Origin of the sequence: Nannocystis exedens (assembly GCF_002343915.1) — a bacterium.
Taxonomy (GTDB): domain Bacteria; phylum Myxococcota_A; class Polyangia; order Nannocystales; family Nannocystaceae; genus Nannocystis; species Nannocystis exedens.
In genome coordinates this window covers 3,969,688-3,985,854 of record NZ_NETK01000001.1, presented here as the reverse complement: position 1 = coordinate 3,985,854, position 16,167 = coordinate 3,969,688, and the positions used below count along the sequence as shown (strand labels likewise).

The window sequence follows — 16,167 nt, the reverse complement described above, 5'->3', positions numbered from 1 at the left end:
CCGAGGCTACCGCAGCAGGCTCGGCCGTGGCCACACGGCGCCGCGCGGTCGGGCGGGGGCGCCAGGCGTCACGGGCTGAAATAGCTGTAGTCGACCTTGTACGCGACGCAGGCGTCGGGCTGGGCTTTTTGCAGGCGGACGTACATCTCCGCGCTCTCGTTGCCGCCGTCGACGCAATTGACCGCGTACTCCATGCTGCCGGTGCCGCAGCAGCCCTCGCGGCCGCCGGGCGAGTTCGCCGTCATGGTGCCGTTGGGGCAGGTGAAGGCGGTGTCGCCGTCGATGTCACAGTCGGCGTACAGGCACACTTCGAGCGGTCCGTCGGCGGTGACGACGATCTTGGCGATCGGGTCGGGGTCGTTGTTGTCGCACTGGTTGCCGCTGAAGTCGCCGTGGTAGCGGAACCAATCGACGTCGCCGTCGCCGTCGAGCACGCCCTCGAAGCTCTTCGGCTGGTCCTTGCAGTACTGGTCGCCGAGGTCGACCGCCGCGCCCTCGTTCTCGTTCGGCTCGGTGCCGTCATCCACGCACACCGGACCGGTGGTGGTGTCGGGGCCGGTGGTGGTGCTGGTATCGGTGCTGGTGGTGCTGCTCGTGGTGGTGTCCGGGCCGGTGGTCGAGGTCGTCGTCGTCGTCTCCGGCTCGGTGGTGGTCGTGGTGGTGGTGCCGAGCGTGGTGGTCGAGGTCGTGGTGGTCGGCCCGTCGGTCGGGTCGACCGGCGTGGTGGTGCTCATCGTCGCGCCCTCGCTCATCGTGCCCTCGGGGTCGAGGGTCGTCGGCGTGACGGTGGCCCCCGGCCCCGTCGTGGTGGACGGGTCGCCGGTCGTGCTGCTGGTCGGGCTCGGCGGGCCCGCGCTCACCAATCCGCTGCCGTCGAAGCTGCAGGCGAGGAGCAGAGTGAACGCGGTCCAGCGGGCACGAACGAGATAAGGAAGCATCGTCGGAGGGTATCGCAGCCGCGCGCCGCCGAACCAGCGCCGCGGGCGCGACGAACCCCGTCGGCCGACGCAGGCGCGGCGGGCCGTTCGCAGAGCGCCGTCGCCCTATTTGGAGCCGCAGCCCCACTTGCCGCCGCCGCAAACACAGGCGAAATCGCCGCCGGTGGTGCGGTAGACGCAAAACTCGGACTCGCCCCGCGGACACGAAGCGCCGCGCGTCGGCACCGACCGCGGGCACGACGAGGGCCCCTCGATGGCCGTGACGGTCCCCGGCGCCTGCGAACCACCTCCACCGCCGCTCTTGCAGGCGAATCCGACCAATCCGGCGAGGCACGCGGTCACGGCGAACACGAGGAAATTGCGGGTCATCGTGACCTCAGACTCCCCCCGGCAGAGTGCGGTGTCAACGCGATCGCGGCGCGGGCGCAGTTTCGCGCGCTGCGCTGAGTGAAAATTGCGGTCGTAGCACGCGCACTTGGCTCAGGGTTTCCCGGAGCTCTCCAGCGGCCTCAGCGGCGCCGCGGCCGTCCCAGCGGCCCCGGCGGCGGGATCGCCCGAACAATTGGGGGTTCCGGACCCCTAGGCGCGCCGAGCTCCGCCTTGCCGAGGTGACGCAGTCGACCATGGTTCCCACGAAACGTCCCCGGGCCGCGCAATCAGCGCTCAGGCCTCGGAGACATCGATTCAAAGAACCCATCAAGGCGCGGACTGCAGTCCGCGACAGAGGTACCAGCAATGCCGAACAGCACCGGGAATACAGGGGAGCGCCGCGGAGGCCGCGGTTTCGCGGGGATGGACGCGGAGAAGCAGCGGGAGATCGCGCGGAAGGGTGGCCGGGCGGCGCACGAGAAGGGCACGGCGCACGAGTTCGACTCGGAAGAAGCCCGTGCGGCCGGGCGCAAGGGCGGTGAGGTCGTGAGCCAGAACCGCGAGCACATGGCGGAGATCGGGGCGAAGGGCGGCCACGCCTCGCACAGCAACCGCGCGAACAGCCGCGAGCGCAACCGCGGCCAGCGCGGTGCCATGGGCATGACCGGCGTGTCCGACGAGCCGAACACGCAGGTCGAGGACCGCGAGGCGTCGACCTCGTCGGCGGCCCCCGAGAACCGCTCCGAGATGCCCCGCAGCGAGCCGATGTCCCCCAGCGGCCGCGACGAGGGCGAGCAGGATCACTGATGATTACTTATCGTCGCGAGCTCCGGCTCGCGACTCGCGGGTGGTCGCCTCGCGCGGCCGCCCGCATCGTTGTTTAAAGATTGTCCTATCGAATCGGCGGATGACTGCGGTGCATCGATTCGATGCGTCCATTCATCGGTGGGCCGATCGCGGCGAGGGCGGACCCTCCGCGTCGATCACCCTCCTCGCGCGTCGGGGAGGCGATCTCCACCTGCAGCGCCCGAGCGCCGTTGCGCGTCCGCGGCTCGGAGGCGAGCTCCTCCCGCGAGATCGCGTGGGCCTTGCGAGGCGGGCACCGGCCGGGGACGATGAGACATGGCCCGGCGCCGCAGCACGACGACGGAGCTCGAGCCGGGCCCGGGCTGGCAGTTGATCGTGACGGGCGCGCTGGTGTTCGTCGGCTGCGATCCGCAGACGATGTCGTCGGCCGCGCATCCGTACGCGCCGGCGAGCGTGGGCGACGAGTGGGTGTACGCGATCCCGCAGGCGCACCCGGGGGTGCAGGTGCCGACGACGCAGCCGCTCGACCGCATCGTCGCGGCCGAGCAGCGCGGCGACCGTGGGGTGGCGCGCGTGCGCAGCGAGTACTTCGGCGGCACCAGCGAGCGCGACCTGGTGATCTCGCCGCTCGGGGTGACGCCGGAGCTGGGCTCGATGACGAGCGCGGCCGGAGAGGTGAGGGCGCGCGTGGCCGAGGGCGTGTGGCGCATCCCTGTCATCGAGGTCGATCCTGCCGTTGCAGCGCAGGCACCGACGATTCGTGAACCCTCGCAGACGTAGCTCTTCGACCGCTGCGTCTGCGTCGTCGAATTCCGCCGCTCGCGTGATTTCGTCGCTGTCGGGTCGCATGGCCATCGCTGCCGGGGAAGAGCCGATTTTCGCTCAGGCGGGCGGGTCGCCGGCGCGGCGCGGGCCGAGGTAGGTGACGCGGACGCCGGTCGCGGGGCCGAGGACGACGTTGCGGCGGCCCGGCTTGACCTCCCGCGGCTCCGACAGCGCCAGGCGGTAGTTGCGGAGCAGCGTGGCGAGGACGAGCTTCATCTCGTAGGTGGCGAAGGCGGCGCCGAGGCAGCGGCGATGGCCGCCGCCGAACGGGGTGTACTCGAAAGGGCCGTACTTGCGGTCGAGGAAGCGCTCGGGGCGGAAGGCGTGCGGCTCGGGGTAGAGGTCCGGGCGCACGTGCAGGAGGCCGGTGGCGACGGCCACGCCGACGCCGGCGGGCAAGGTGTAGCCGGCCAGCTCGAGCGGGCGCGCGAGCATCCGCGGGGCGTCGGGGGCGATCGGGTGGAGGCGCAGGGTCTCGTGGACGACGGCCTCGAGGTACGGCAAGCGGGCGAGGACCTCGGGCTCGGGGCGCTCGCCGGCGGCGTCGAGCTCGGCGAGCAATTTTTCCAGGCGATCGCGGTGGCGGTGGAGCCAGTAGATCGACCACGCGAGGGCGATGCCGGTGGTCTCGTGGCCGGCGAACAACAGGGTGAGCAGCTCGTCGTGGATCTCCGCGTCGCTCATGCCGCTGCCGTCGTCGTGGCGGGCGGCGAGCATGCGGCTCAAGATGTCGTCCCCGAGCTCCTCCGGCCGGCTGCGGCGGGCGCCGAGCTCGGCGGCGATCAGGAAGCCGATCCGCTGGCGCGCCCGCTGGAACCGCGCCCACGGGCCGAGGCCGAAGAACTCGCGCTGGAGGAACGGGAAGAACACCAGGCTCGGCACGGTGGCCTCGACGTACTCGAGGATGGCCTTTCGGACATCCTCGACCCGGGCCGGCTCGACGACGCCGAACACGGCGCGGATGATGACCTCGAGCGAGATCCACTGCGAGCTGTCCTGAAAGGCGAACACCTGGCCTCGAGGCCACCTCGCGGCCGCGGCGTGGGCGGCGGCGCAAATCGTCTCGCCGTAGGCGCGCATGCGTTCGCCGTGGAAGGCAGGCATGAGCAGCTTGCGCTCCTTGCGGTGCCGATCGCCCGAGAGCAAGAGGAGCGAGTGGTCGCCGAGCAGCGGACGCGAGACGTCGGCGCCGAACGGGGCGAAGGTGTCGGGGTCGGCGGAGAACACCTGCTGCGCGCCGGCCGGGGTGCCCGTCATGACGACGCTGCCGTTGACGACGTGCGCGGTGAACGGGTCGCCGTACTCCTCGACCATTTTCAGAAAGAAGTCGTAGGGGTCGCGGGTGTAGCGGTAGGTCTGCAGGAGAGTGCGCCGGGAACCAGGCGGGAGCGCGCTGCGGGTCGACACGCCTGGAGGGTGCGCCGCGCACCGCCGGGCGTCAACGCGGGGCGGCGCGGAAGGCCAGGGTGCGGCGTTCGGCCGCACGGGCGCGATCGCGGGCCGACGCGAGCGGAGTGGTGCGCGCGGAGATCGACGGGCAGAGCGCGGAGGCTCGAGGAGAGGGCGACGACAGGGGTCGCTCGATCGGGCGGCAGGCGAGGTCGGCCCGGGTACTCAGGCTCCGCGGGCGCGGGTCGAGGTCGCCGGGGTCGGCGACGTGCCGGTCGGGGGCGCGGGTCGTCGCAGACGGTCACGGTCGGGCGCCGCAGGTGCGGGCCGGGGTCGTACCAGAAGCGCCGGCTGACGAAGGTGCGCGGGCTCGATTGGCCGGGCAAGGTGGCCTGGCAACGGATGACCACGGGCGCTTGCGAAGGACGCGGATCGAGCTGTCCTGGGTGATGGTGGTGACGGTGGCGTCGACGCCGCGAGGGGTGCCGGGCGCGATGTATGCCTTTTAAAACATGTTCAAAAGGTCATGTGCCGAAGATCTTGGTCAGGTGATCGTTCATGAACACGCCGCGCGGGTCGAGGCGGCGGCGGACGGCGTGGAAGCGGTGCCACTCCGGGTACATGTCCTGAAGTTCATGCGCGGTGAGGTTGTGGATCTTGCCCCAGTGCGGGCGGCCGCGGTGGTTGCGGAAGATCGCCTCGCAGCCGGCGAAGTAGTCGGCGTACGGCATGCCGGCGTACATGTGGACGGAGATGACGGCGCTGTCGCGGCGGTAGAACGGGCTCAGCCAGATGTCGTCGCCGGCGACGACGCGGTACTCGACGGGGAAGTGGACGCGGACGCGGTCGCGCTCGATGTAGGCCTTGAGCTCGCGCAGGCAGTCGGGGCCGCGCTCGACCGGGACGGCGTACTCCATCTCGTTGAAGCGGACGTCGCGGGGGCTGGGGAAGACGCGGTGGCTGTGGTCGGCGTAGTCGGCCTCGGAGATCGCCTTCGAGGCGAAGCGGGCGACCGGGCGCGAGAGGCCGGGGAACAGGCGCACGGCCTCGGAGGCGGCCCAGAACACGCCGGTCTCGAGCAGCTTGTCGGCGAGCACGCGCTTGACGACCGGGCGCGGCTTCGGCGAGGCGACGATGTCGAGCGCCTTGGTGGCGGCGCGGTCGCTGTAGGGGAACCACCAGAACTCGAAGTGGCGGTGGCGCCGGCAGCTGTCCTCGAATTCGGCGAGGCATTGATGGAGGTCGACGTTCTTGCGGACGTCGCGGAGCACGTAGCTCGGCACGCATTGCAGGCGGATCCGGGCCAGCACGCCGAGCGCCCCGAGCGAGACCTGGGCGGCCTTGAAGATCTCCGGCTCCTGCGTCGGCGAGCACGACAGCAGCTCGCCGGTGGCCAGCACGAGGGTGAGCGCGCGGACCTGGGTGCTGATGCTGCCGAAGGCGATACCGGTGCCGTGGGTGCCGGTGCTGACGGCCCCGGCGATCGCCTGGCGGTCGATGTCGCCCTGGTTCTCGAGCGCGAGGCCGTGCTTGCCGAGCAGGCCGCCGAGGTCGCGGATCGTGGTGCCGGCCAGGACGGTGGCGGCCCCGGCCTCGCGGTCGACCTCGGCGAGGCCGCGGATCCGCGCCAGCGAGACGAGGGTGTGCTCGGTGGCGACGACCGGGGTGAACGAGTGACCGGCGCCGACGACCCGCAGCTTGCCGCTGGCGCTGGCTGTCTCTCGGACCAGGTCGCTGAGGGCGTCGACGGTGCTCGGGACCACGAACTGTCCCGGACGACAGGTGACGCCGCCCGACCAATTGGACCAAGTCTTGCGCGCGAACATCGCCGGCGGATGGTACCAGGCAGGCGGGCGCCGACGAAGCCGCGACGAGCATCGGCGGAGGCGCGACGGTCACCGCGGCCGGGTCGACGCTGCCCGCCTGCGGGTCGTGCCGGAGCACGAACAGCTCGGCGAAGGCGGTTCGGCGGGTTCAGACGAAGCTGCGGCCGTCGCCGCGGTAGGTGGGGACGCGGCCGACGACGGCGGCGCCGGCGAGCAGGACGAGCTCGGGAAAATGCTCGCACAGCTCGCCGGCCTTGGCGTGGCGGAAGAAGATCGGGTCACCGAGAGCGAGGATCTCCGGGCCCGCGTAGTTGACGGGGGTCTGGACCTCGCCGCAGCCCTCGTTGGCCAGCAGGCCGGCGCCGGCCGGCAGGTACGGGGTCGGTTGCCGATCGCGGCCGGGGCTGCCGGAAGCGATGTAGCCGCCGCCGAAGCAGGTGTAGATGTTCGCGGTCGGCCGCCGGACGATCGGCACGGCGAAGCCCGCTGCCGGTTGCGGCCGAAAGCTGTCGTAGCCGTCGAACAGGGTCGGGCCGTAGAGGCCGGAGCCGGCCGCGAGCTCGGTGACCGAGGCGTCGGTGCGGGTCTGCTCGAGGCTGCCGGTGCCGCCGCCGTTGACGAAGCGCAGCTCGTGGCCGCGCGACCGGATGGCGGCGACGACCGCGGCTCGACGGGCGAACACCTCCGGCTGCGAGCGACGCTTGAGCGCCCGGACGGCGGCGCTCTTGAGCCGCTGGCCGGGCACGAGGTCCTGAAGACCGGCGAGCTGGGCCTCGTAGCCCATCAGGCCGTCGAGGCGGAGGTGCGGCGCGCCGGCGATCGCGTCGGCGAGAGCGACGGCGGCCTCGACCCCCGTCACCGGCGAGCGGCGCACGCCGAAGTGGAGGCCGGGCAAGGTCGAGGACATGTCGAGGTCGATCGCCACCGGCAAGGTGACGTCGGCCCGCGCGGCCGCCTCGGACAGGAAGGGCAATTGCTGCGGGTCGTCGACCATCAGGCAGATCTCGGCGCCGCCGGCGATCGCCTGGCACGCGAGGTCGAGGTCGTGGCGGTCGACCGTGGGGTAGGCGACGACCAGATCTTTAAAATTGTCGGCGGCCAGGTGGGCGGCCTCGGCGGCGCTGTAGCAGAGGATGCCCTGGAACACGGGGCTCATCGCCTGGACGCGACGGAGGATGTCGCGGCAGCGGATCGACTTGGAGGCGAGGCGGATCGGCAGGCTGCCGGCGCGCTCGACCAGGCTGCGGGCGTTGGCGGCCAGGAGGTCGAGGTCGCAGTAGGCGAGCGGGAGGTGCTCGTGGCGGAGTGCGGCGCGCAGCTCGGCGTAAGTCACGGGCGGGGTTTTTACCATCCATCCGGACGATCGCCGCGACCATCACGAGCCGGTCGGCGCCTCTTCGGCGGCGCGCGGCTTGCGGCCCCGGCGTGGCGGCAAGCGAAGCGGCTCGCTGTTGCCGGAATCGGCGGCCGCGACCTCGAGCTTGCGCCGGCGCGGCTCCGGCTTGCCGCCGAGGTTGATGTCGGCGAGCCGCGCCTCGAGCTCGGGGTCGTCGGCCGCGTAGACCCGGGCGTAGGCCAGGCCCTGCTCGGCCGTGCGGAGCAGCCGCAAGCGAGCCTCGGTGAGCTGATTGTGGAGAGCGTCGACCTGGGCCCGCAGCTGTTCGAGCTCGTGCGCGTGGTCGCGCACCTGATCGACCAGGCCCCGGAGAGTGCCTTGGTCGACCCCGGGGAACTGAACGTCGGCGAGCGGGCCTTCAAAGACGGCCAGGAGGTCGAGGAGCGCGGGAGAGACGGGATCGGCAGGGTCGCTGTCGTGCATGGCTGATCTTCCGTTCAGTGGTGTACAATGAGCGAGGCCGCGCGTCAAGCAGGACCGCGCACCCGACCGGCAGCCGGGAGGAATCATTAGAAGAAGAAACAGAAGGTAAATGGGTGTCCCGAAGGACAGGCGGAGGCGGTGGGACGGTTCGGGCCGCGAGGCGCACGGCCGCTTCGAAGGACAGGCGCGAGGCGGGGGCGGCGAGGCGCGTGCCTTCGGTCCGTGTCGGGAGCGAGCGGACCGCGCCCAGGAACATGCGGCGCGACGGAGTGGCCGGCCGTCAGCGCGAACGGAGTCGGGCCGTGAAAGAATCGCCAGCGGCGTGGCTCGGCTGTCAGCGCGAGCGAGGCGGCGTCGATGCGGGGGCGGACGGCGTCACGATGAGCGCGGCTCGGCTGTCGACGCGAGGCCGCGTGGGTGCGGCGGGCGAACGGCGGACGGCGTCACGATGGCCGCGGCTCGGCTGTCGACGCGAGGCCGCGTGGGTGCGGCGGGCGGAATCACGGCGGCTCGGGCGCGCGGGCGCGGGGCGCTCGATGATTGTCAAGACATGGCGCGAAGGACAGGTTCGGCGGCGATCTGAATGTCTACAAGGACATGGATGCTTGAGCATGTCTTGAAAACATCATGGGGTGAGCTCGTAGAACTCGCCGCCCTGGGTCAGGCAGGCTTCGCGGGCGGCGAGGCGGTCGCGGTGGAGCGGGTTGCCGAACTCGTCGGCGCGCGCCTTGCCGTACTCGAACATCAAAAAATGCTCGGTGATGCAGGCGCTGTGGGCCCCGCGGTGCGGGCAGGCGCCGGCGAGCCAGCGGGCGCCGTCGGCCTCGCAGGTGCGCTGACCGTCGGCGGCCGAATGGTTCGGGTCGAGGTGCTCGACGCACTGGGCCCCGGTGTCGCAACCACCGTGGGCGCGGTCGGTCGCGACCCGCACCGGCTCGGGCAGCGGCTTCTCGCGCGGGTCGACGACAGGGATGCCGTTCTCCGGCGGCGCGGCCGGCGGGACGAGGTGCGCGCAGCCGAGGACGAACGCGAGCAGGAGCGAGGGACGATGCACGGCGATCACGCGGCGGGCCAGAAGCAGGTGTCGTTGTCGCAGACCATGCCGTCAGGACAGGTCGCGCCGTTCGAACAGTCGAGGACGCAGGCGCTGTCGCCCTTGTCGGTGGCGTTCGGCCGGCACACGCTCGCGGCGGTGCCCGTGGCCGGGGCGGCGAAGCAGTGACAGTCGAGCTCGCAATTCACCAGCGAGCAGGTCGAGGCGCCCATCAGGCCGGCCGCGCTCAGGCAGGTGATGAAGCCGTTCTCGCCGTCGCCCATCCACGCGCAGGCCTTGTTGTCGAGGTCGCCCCGCTCGTCGGTGCAATCGTTGTACTCGCCCTGGACCGGCGGGCAGTCCGGATCGGCGGTGGTCGAGCTGCTGTCCGCGGTGGTCGAGGAGATCTCGCTGCTCGCGCCGCTAGAACTCGTACTAGCGGGCTCGGCGGTGCTGCTCGTCGCCGTGCCGCCGGTGGTGGTCGGATCGGTCGGCGCGCCGCCGGTCGAGGTGCTGCCCGTCGGCAGGGTCGCGGTCTCGGTCGCTCCGGAGGTCAGCCCGCGGGTCGTCCCGCCGCCGTCGCTGCAGCCGCAGGCCAGCATGAAGACGACGGCGACCGGGGCCCGGATCGGGACGCGCATCGCATGATCCTACGCTTCCCTCCAAGCGAGGACAGCCCCGGGAGGGCGGCCGAATCCGCGAGTGAGGACAATTTCGGGCGCGGGGTCGCGAAGCCTCGCGCCCTCGTGCGTGCGATGCGCGACGCGTGCGGGGCCGCGCCGGGGCTGCAGATCCGCGCAGGCGATTTCTTCGGTCGTCGGCACGGCGGACATAGCCGGGGGAAAACAGCATTCGGACGGCCTGTCCCTTGGGTCATGCTCGGCGATCGTCGTGGGGGTGCAGGTGCGACCGGGGACGGATTGTGAGCAGTGCGAAAGTGCGACGGAGCCGAGGCCTCGCGCACTGCGCACGGCGATTCGCGTTTACGCCTTGCCGAGGCGGGCCTTAGGCTGCAGACACAGGAGCACGAATGCATCGCACCGCCCTCCCCCTCGCCGTCGTCGTCGCCGCGTCGCTCGTCTGTCCCGAGGCCGCGGCCGCGCCTGTCCGATCGACCCTGGCCTCCTGGTCAGCGGCGGCACAGGACCCCGCAGCCGCGCCCGATGCGGCGCCCGCCGACGCGTCCGCCCCGGCTCCGCAGCCCTACGCCGACCCCACCGCCGTGGCGCCGCCGCCCGAGGGCCCCGCCCCGGGCAGCGTCGTCTACGCGCCTCCGCCCCCGCCGCCGAAGCGCCGCAAAGGGCTGATGATCGCCGGCTGGACCATGTTCGGCTCGTCGTACCTGTTCACGGCGCTGATCGCCGGCATCATTCACGACACCTGCAGCGTCGCCGATGCGCCCAACTGCAAGCGCGCGGCCGGCTTCTCGCTGATCCCGCTGATCGGTCCGTTCATGACGATCCCGTATCTGCGCACCGAGGCGATCACGCCGAAGGTGTTCATGGCCCTGCCCGGCCTGGTCCAGATCGCCGGCCTGGCGATGGGCATCGCCGGCACCGTCATGTTCGTCAACGACGGCAAGGCGGCCCGCGTCGCCGACGTCGACGGCTTCAAGCTCGGCCGCACCCGCCTGCGCGCCAACATGGCGCCGACGCCGTTCCTCGACGGCGGGACGTTCATGCTCGGCGGCCGCTTCTAGGCGGCCGGCGAGGCGACGCCCGCCGAACGCTCGGGCGGGGGCCGCTCCGGCTCCGGGGACGCCTGTTCGTCGGGGGCGACCCGCGCTAGGGTGGTGGGGTGCGGAGCTTAGATTTGCGGTGGATGATGGCGACGATCGTGGCGGGGCTGGGCTGGACGACGGCCCGGCCGGCCCGGGCGCATTGCGGCGACGAGTGCTGGGACCCGTTGCCGCTGTGGCTGAAGCCGAGTAGCTCGGAGCTCGCGGCCGACGGAGTGCTCGCGTTCAGCCCGGGTTACGACCGGGCCGCGCGGGCGCTCGAGTTCTTCACGCTCAAGGTGCTCGACCCGATGGGAGAAGAGGTCGCGGGGACCTTCGAGCTGTACGAGGATTTCTCAGTGTTCGTCTGGCGGCCGGCGCAGCCGTGGATCGCCGGGGCCACGTACACCGTGATCACGCACCTCGACACTGCCGCGTGGGCCACGGCCGAGTACTCCGCGTCGCCCGGGGCCTGCGTCACCTACGAGCGGGAGACGCAGGTGACGATCGCGGTCGAGCCGTTGCCGGGCCCGGCCGCGCCGCCGCTGGTGGTGACGAGCCAGCATCGGGTCGAGACGTGGGACGTGCTCGGAGACCTGGTCTGCTGCGACGGCGCGTACCCCGAGAAGTGGCCGGGCCAGGGGCACTGCCAATATCCGGACGATTATCAGATCCGGTATGAGGAGGGCTTCTGCACGCACCTGCGCGAGCACGGGCGGCTCACGGTCGCGTACGACTTCGATCGCGAGGCGCTGGCGGCGACGGCGGTGAGCAACCTCGCCAGTCGTCTGCTCGGGCCAGGCGACCGGGAGTGGTCCGGGTGGGCGGCGACCCTGGGGGCACCCGGCTGCCTGCGATTCGAGGCGCTCGACCTGGCCCGCGGCGAGGTGTTCGTCGACGAGCGCTGCTTCGGCGACGACGTGGCGGACGCGCTCGGTACGCTCGACGTCGACCCGACGGCGGCGCTGGCGGCCTCGTGCGCGGGCCAGGCGTACGTGTGCGAGGGCAAGACCTCGTGGGATCCGGAGAGATGTACGACATGGCCCGAGGGACAGATTCATCCGCCGCCAGCGGACGAGCCGCCTGCGGGCGAGCCGTCGGCGGCGGAGTCCGGCGGGGCGACGGAGTCGAGCGGCGGCTGCAGCACGCACGAGCGGCCGGGGACGCCGGCGCTCGTGGTGCTCGGCGGCCTGCTGCTGCGGCGACGGGCGCGGCGTTGACGTGGTGGCGCCGCGAAGCGGGGCGCCGCGTCGCCGCCGGTGATCCCGAAGGACATGTCTTTCAAAACATGTCCTTTGACAAAAATTTCAGCCGGGGACGCAGTACTGCAAGATCTGCTCGGCGACCGTGCCGAGGGTCTGCGGCAGCTCGCCGTTGCCGGCTTGCAGGTACAGCGGGACCATGCTGTCGGGGTTCTGGGCCTGGTAGCCGCTGCCCATCTGCACGCAGTTGGCCTCGAAGTCCTTGGCGGTCTGGCCGGCGCAGGCGACGTCGTTGAGGAACTGGACCGCGCCGGCCTGGGCCTCGGCGCCGAAGAAGCCGACCACGTAGGTGCGGATGCCGGCGGCGGCGAGCTTCTGGGTGACGAGCAGCGGCGAGGGGTCGGGGCAGCTGAGGTCCCAGTCGGCGCCGTCGGTGACGAGGACGACGTATTGCTCGCGGCCGGGGACGGCGTTGCTCACCAGCCAGGTCGAGGCGGTCTCGAGCGCGGTGCCGGTGGGCGTGGTGTTGCAGATCAGGGTGGTCAGCGGGTCGACGGCCTGGGCGATCGCGGCGCCGCTGGCGAGCGCGGGCGGGACGAGGATCTCGGCGTCCTGGCACATCGGGTTGGTGGCCTGCTTGGTGTCGAGGATCCGCTCGGCCAGGGTGATGCACAGGCCGCCGCCCGGATCGCGCGGCCACAGCTCGAGGCCGAAGCGCAGGTCGGTGTCGAGGCCGCCGCCGACGACCTGCTCGATCGCGTCGATCGCCTGCGACCACTTGCTGCTGGCGTAGTTCGGGGCGTCGACCGGGGTCTCGCCGTCGGGGGTGCGGTGCATGCTGAGCGTGCGGTCGAGGGCGAACAGCACCTCGGGGGCGTCGCAGGTCTTGTCGCAGCCGCAGCACAGCTGGCCGGCGACCGACTTGAGGGCGGCGCCGAGCTCGTCGGCGTTGTCGGCTTGCAGGTACACCGGGATGTTCGCGCCGTCGACGGCGACGAAGCCGTCGGCCGTGGGCACGCAGGGGCCCGGGAAGCCCTTGGCGGTGCGGCCGGCGCAGGCGAGGTCGTTGAGGTACTCGGTGGCGCCGAGCATCGCCTCCTCGCCGTTGAAGCCGACGATGAAGGTCTTGACGCCCTGCTCGGCGAGGTCCTGTACGGCGGCCAGGGGCGACGGCTCGGGGCAGCTGAGGTCCCAGTCGGCGCCGTCGGTGACGAGGATCGCGTACTGCTCGCGGCCGGGCTCCTTGTTGGCGGCCAGATATTCACCGGCGGTGATGAGCGCCTCGCCGGTGGGGGTGGTGTTGCACAGCAGGGTGGTGGCCGGGTCGATGAGGTCGGCGATCGCGGCGCCGTTGCCGAGCGCGGGGCCGAGGACGACCTCGCCGGCCTCGCACAGCGGGTTGGTGGCGGTCTTGTTCTGCTCGATGCGCTCGGCGAGGGTGACGCAGGCGCCGCCGCCCGGGTCGCGCGGCCACAGCTCGAGGCCGAAGCGGACGGTGTCGTCCTGCGGGGCGGCGGTGAGGGTCTCGATGGCGGAGATCGCCAGGGCCCACTTGCTGCTGGCGTAAGCGGGTGCGTCGACGGGGGTTTGGCCGTCGGGGGTGCGATGCATCGATTGGGTGCGGTCGAGGAGGATCAGGGCGTCGGGCGGGAGGCAGTCCTCGCCGCCGGTGGTGGTGCCCGGTCCGTCGGTGGTGCCCGGTCCGTCGGTGGTGCCCGGTCCGTCGGTGGTGGTGGGGGCGCTGGTCGGGCCCCGGTGGTGGTGCCCGGGTCGGTGGTCTGCGCGGTGCCGGTCGGTTCGCCGCCGGTGGTCGGGCCGGTCGTGGCGTCGGTCAGCGAGGTCGGCGCCGTCGAGGGCTGGCTGCCGGTGGCGGCGGTGTCCCGAGTTCCGTCGTCGCCGCACGCCGCGAGGAGCGCGATGAATGCCGCAGGACGGCAATAGCGAAATGTCATGCCCCCAGCTTATCGAAAGGCCCCGGACGCCGCATCGGGGGCCGTCCGGGCGTGATCGCGGCGCAGGTGCGCGATCGCGGGTGCGCAAGCGGATGCCCCGCGCGCAGGCGCGCGGCGGACGTCTCACCGGGGCGCGCGGTGGACAGGGAGGACGACGGCGAAGACGAGGTCGCTCGTTCGGAGGGAGAGATGTCCCAAAAGTCAGGTACTAGGAGGGTCGCGTGCGGAGGGATGTCTCGGGGCGGGTGCGAGGAGGGCGCGGGCGGAGGGATGTCCAGAGGGACAGGTTCGAGAGAGTCGCGGGCGGATGGATGTCCCGAGGGACAGGTGCGAAGAGGGCGCGGGGCGAGCGGGAATGTCTCGAGGGACAGATGCGAATGCTGGCTCTTGGGACATGTCGGTGGTCGCTGCGCCTGGCGCGAGGGGAGGAGCTAGATGTCCCCAGAACCAGCTCGCGTGCGGGCCTGGCGCCGGGTCGACGACGGCTGGAGACAGAGGGCGCGTGAGTCGGGCCGGCGGCGGGAGCGCGGGCGGAGCTCGAGAAATTCGCCGACAAACGTTGTAACGCCCGCGGCCCTGCGGGCACTCGAGGTGCGAGCAATGACTCTTCGTCGTCTGGTTCGAACCTGTTCTGCGCTGCTGCTGGGCAGCGCGCTCTCTTCTGCTTGCAACCTGGTCGGGCTGCCGGGGATCGACACCGACGGCGAGTCGACCGACACGGATCCGGGCGGCACGACGGCGGAGCCCGCGCCGACGTCCGGGGAGGTGCCGACCACGGGCGAGGCGCCGACCACGGGGCCGAGCGATCCGTCAGGTGGGACGCCGAGCGACTGCGACTTCGAGGGCGCGGTCCAGCCGATCTTCAGCGGCAGCTGCAGCTGCCACGCGGGCGCGCAGCCGGCGGCCGGGCTGTCGCTTGCGGCCGGCGAGTCGTACGCGGCGCTGGTCGGGGTCGAGAGCAGCCAGGCGCCGGGGGTGCTGCGCGTGGCCGCGGGCTCGCCCGAGAGCAGCTTTCTTGTGGAGAAGATCTTGCCGGGGCCGTCGACGGGGCAGCAGATGCCGATCGGGGGCAGCTTGTCCGAGGGACAGGTGGCGACGATCACGGCGTGGATCGCCGCGGGCGCGCCGGAGACGACGGTGTTCGCGTGCGCGCCGGGGCAGCAGGGCGGCGAAGTCGGGGAGGTGGAGATCGACGTCGAGGGGCCGGTGCAGGTGCAGGTCGGCGAGACGCTGCCGGTCGCGGCGGTGGTGACCGATCCGGACGGCGAGCCGCTCGAGGCGACGTTGACGTGGAAGAGCAGCGCGGAGCTGACGCTGTACGTGGACGGGCAGGGCGTGCTGCTCGGGGTGTCGCCAGGGACGGTCGAGCTGACGGCGAGCGCGGGCGAGGTGACGAGCGCGCCGGTGACGGTCGAGGTGATCGACCACGACCCGCCGGCCGCCACGTTCACGCAGGTGCGGGCGATCACGGATGCGCGCTGCGCGGTCGCGGGCTGCCACGTCGATGGGGTCGAGCCGGGCGACCTGCGCTTCGATCGCGAGCCCGACCGGCTGTGGGAAGAGCTGGTCGAGGACGAGGCCGAGCAGGTCGACATGCCCCGGGTGCAGGCAAACGCGCCGACCCATAGCTATTTGCTGCACAAGCTGGTGTTGACGACGCCGGCGGTGGGCGGACGGATGCCGCTCGGAGGCCCGCCGATCGCGGCCGCGGAGGCGCAGGTGATCTTGCGGTGGATCCTCGCGGGGGCGCAATTCGATTGATCGAGCGGTGCGGGTGAACACGGGGTATTGTCATGATGACTGTTTGGACATGTCTCTTGGGCCTTGTGATGCAGGGCCCCGCGGAGCTGCCCGCGCACGAGTGGCGGCCGCCGAAGCCGGCTGCCGGTGCGGCGAGCACGCCGACCGCGGGGGCGAGTGCGGGGCCGGCGAGCGCGAAGGCGCCGGTGAAGGCTTCGGCGCCGTCGCGGGCGAAGAAGAAGGTCCGGCGCGTGGAGGTGGGCCGCGAGGTCCGGGCGGAGGACGGGGCGCTGCGAGGTGAGGAGGGGAACGCGGACGGCGGTGTCGCGGCGAGCGCAGGCATGGGCGCCGGGATCGGCGAAGTCGCGGGCGCGAGCGAGGGCGGGGCGAGAGCGGGCGAGGTTGCAGTCGCGAGCGGGGGCGTGGCGAGAGCGGGCGAGGTTGCAGTCGCGAGCGGGGGCGTGGCGAGAGCGGGAGGCGAGGTCGCCGGCGCGAGTGGTGGCGTGGCGAGAGCGGGAGGCGAGGTCGCCGGCGCGAGTGGTGGCGTGGT

At 72.0% G+C, this 16,167-nt stretch carries 14 protein-coding genes; 5 read left to right on the top strand and 9 right to left on the bottom strand.

Translation table 11 applies throughout. From position 1 onward, the window contains the following. Positions 1–68: 68 nt before the first annotated feature. Together NAEX_RS52110 and NAEX_RS15685 are read right to left on the bottom strand one after the other, a co-directional pair. Entirely contained in the window at positions 69–938 is an 870-nt protein-coding gene (locus tag NAEX_RS52110; protein ID WP_177325926.1) for a hypothetical protein, read from the bottom strand. Between the two features lie 105 nt (positions 939–1,043). After that, positions 1,044–1,307 (bottom strand): hypothetical protein, encoded by a 264-nt coding sequence (locus tag NAEX_RS15685; protein WP_096328304.1) that lies wholly within the window; start codon positions 1,305–1,307, stop codon positions 1,044–1,046. Between the two features lie 423 nt (positions 1,308–1,730). Between NAEX_RS15685 and NAEX_RS15680 the strand changes: the two genes are divergently transcribed. Both NAEX_RS15680 and NAEX_RS15675 read left to right on the top strand, forming a co-directional pair. Further along, the gene (locus NAEX_RS15680; RefSeq protein WP_211302413.1) at positions 1,731–2,114 is read left to right on the top strand and encodes a KGG domain-containing protein; all 384 of its coding nucleotides are present in this window, start codon (positions 1,731–1,733) and stop codon (positions 2,112–2,114) included. 315 nt (positions 2,115–2,429) lie between these two features. Then, positions 2,430–2,894: a hypothetical protein gene (locus tag NAEX_RS15675; protein ID WP_096328302.1), complete on the top strand. Its 465-nt coding sequence runs from the start codon at positions 2,430–2,432 to the stop codon at positions 2,892–2,894. 102 nt (positions 2,895–2,996) lie between these two features. On the opposite strand, the gene NAEX_RS15670 is transcribed toward NAEX_RS15675, so the two are convergent. The 6 genes from NAEX_RS15670 to NAEX_RS15640 form a co-directional block, all read right to left on the bottom strand. Then, a complete protein-coding gene (locus NAEX_RS15670) occupies positions 2,997–4,346 on the bottom strand; it encodes a cytochrome P450 (protein ID WP_096328301.1) in 1,350 nt (449 codons plus the stop codon). A gap of 506 nt (positions 4,347–4,852) precedes the next feature. Next, positions 4,853–6,154, bottom strand: a complete 1,302-nt coding sequence (locus NAEX_RS15660) for a D-arabinono-1,4-lactone oxidase (protein ID WP_096328299.1) — start codon at positions 6,152–6,154, stop codon at positions 4,853–4,855. Between the two features lie 148 nt (positions 6,155–6,302). After that, positions 6,303–7,487 carry an alanine racemase gene (locus tag NAEX_RS15655; protein ID WP_245913730.1) on the bottom strand — a complete coding sequence of 395 codons (1,185 nt, stop codon included), beginning with the start codon at positions 7,485–7,487 and terminating at the stop codon, positions 6,303–6,305. Positions 7,488–7,529: 42 nt separating this feature from the next. Beyond that, the gene (locus NAEX_RS15650) at positions 7,530–7,973 is read right to left on the bottom strand and encodes a hypothetical protein (RefSeq protein ID WP_143140612.1); all 444 of its coding nucleotides are present in this window, start codon (positions 7,971–7,973) and stop codon (positions 7,530–7,532) included. 625 nt (positions 7,974–8,598) lie between these two features. After that, positions 8,599–9,027 (bottom strand): hypothetical protein, encoded by a 429-nt coding sequence (locus NAEX_RS15645; RefSeq protein WP_143140613.1) that lies wholly within the window; start codon positions 9,025–9,027, stop codon positions 8,599–8,601. Positions 9,028–9,032: 5 nt separating this feature from the next. Then, entirely contained in the window at positions 9,033–9,647 is a 615-nt protein-coding gene (locus NAEX_RS15640; RefSeq protein ID WP_096328295.1) for a hypothetical protein, read from the bottom strand. A gap of 389 nt (positions 9,648–10,036) precedes the next feature. Here NAEX_RS15640 and NAEX_RS15635 point away from each other — a divergent pair, with 389 nt between their 5' ends. Together NAEX_RS15635 and NAEX_RS15630 are read left to right on the top strand one after the other, a co-directional pair. Beyond that, on the top strand, positions 10,037–10,705 hold the full coding sequence (locus NAEX_RS15635; protein ID WP_096328294.1) for a hypothetical protein: 669 nt from the start codon (positions 10,037–10,039) through the stop codon (positions 10,703–10,705). 98 nt (positions 10,706–10,803) lie between these two features. Then, the gene (locus NAEX_RS15630) at positions 10,804–11,943 is read left to right on the top strand and encodes a hypothetical protein (RefSeq protein ID WP_143140614.1); all 1,140 of its coding nucleotides are present in this window, start codon (positions 10,804–10,806) and stop codon (positions 11,941–11,943) included. An 87-nt stretch (positions 11,944–12,030) separates the two neighbouring features. Here NAEX_RS15630 and NAEX_RS15625 read toward each other — a convergent pair whose 3' ends face one another. Continuing rightward, positions 12,031–13,827, bottom strand: coding sequence for a vWA domain-containing protein (locus NAEX_RS15625; protein ID WP_096328292.1), 1,797 nt, complete (start codon positions 13,825–13,827; stop codon positions 12,031–12,033). Positions 13,828–14,477: 650 nt separating this feature from the next. On the opposite strand from NAEX_RS15625, the gene NAEX_RS15620 reads away from it, so the two are divergent. Continuing rightward, a complete protein-coding gene (locus NAEX_RS15620; RefSeq protein WP_096328291.1) occupies positions 14,478–15,638 on the top strand; it encodes an Ig-like domain-containing protein in 1,161 nt (386 codons plus the stop codon). The last annotated feature ends 529 nt before the right edge of the window (positions 15,639–16,167 follow it).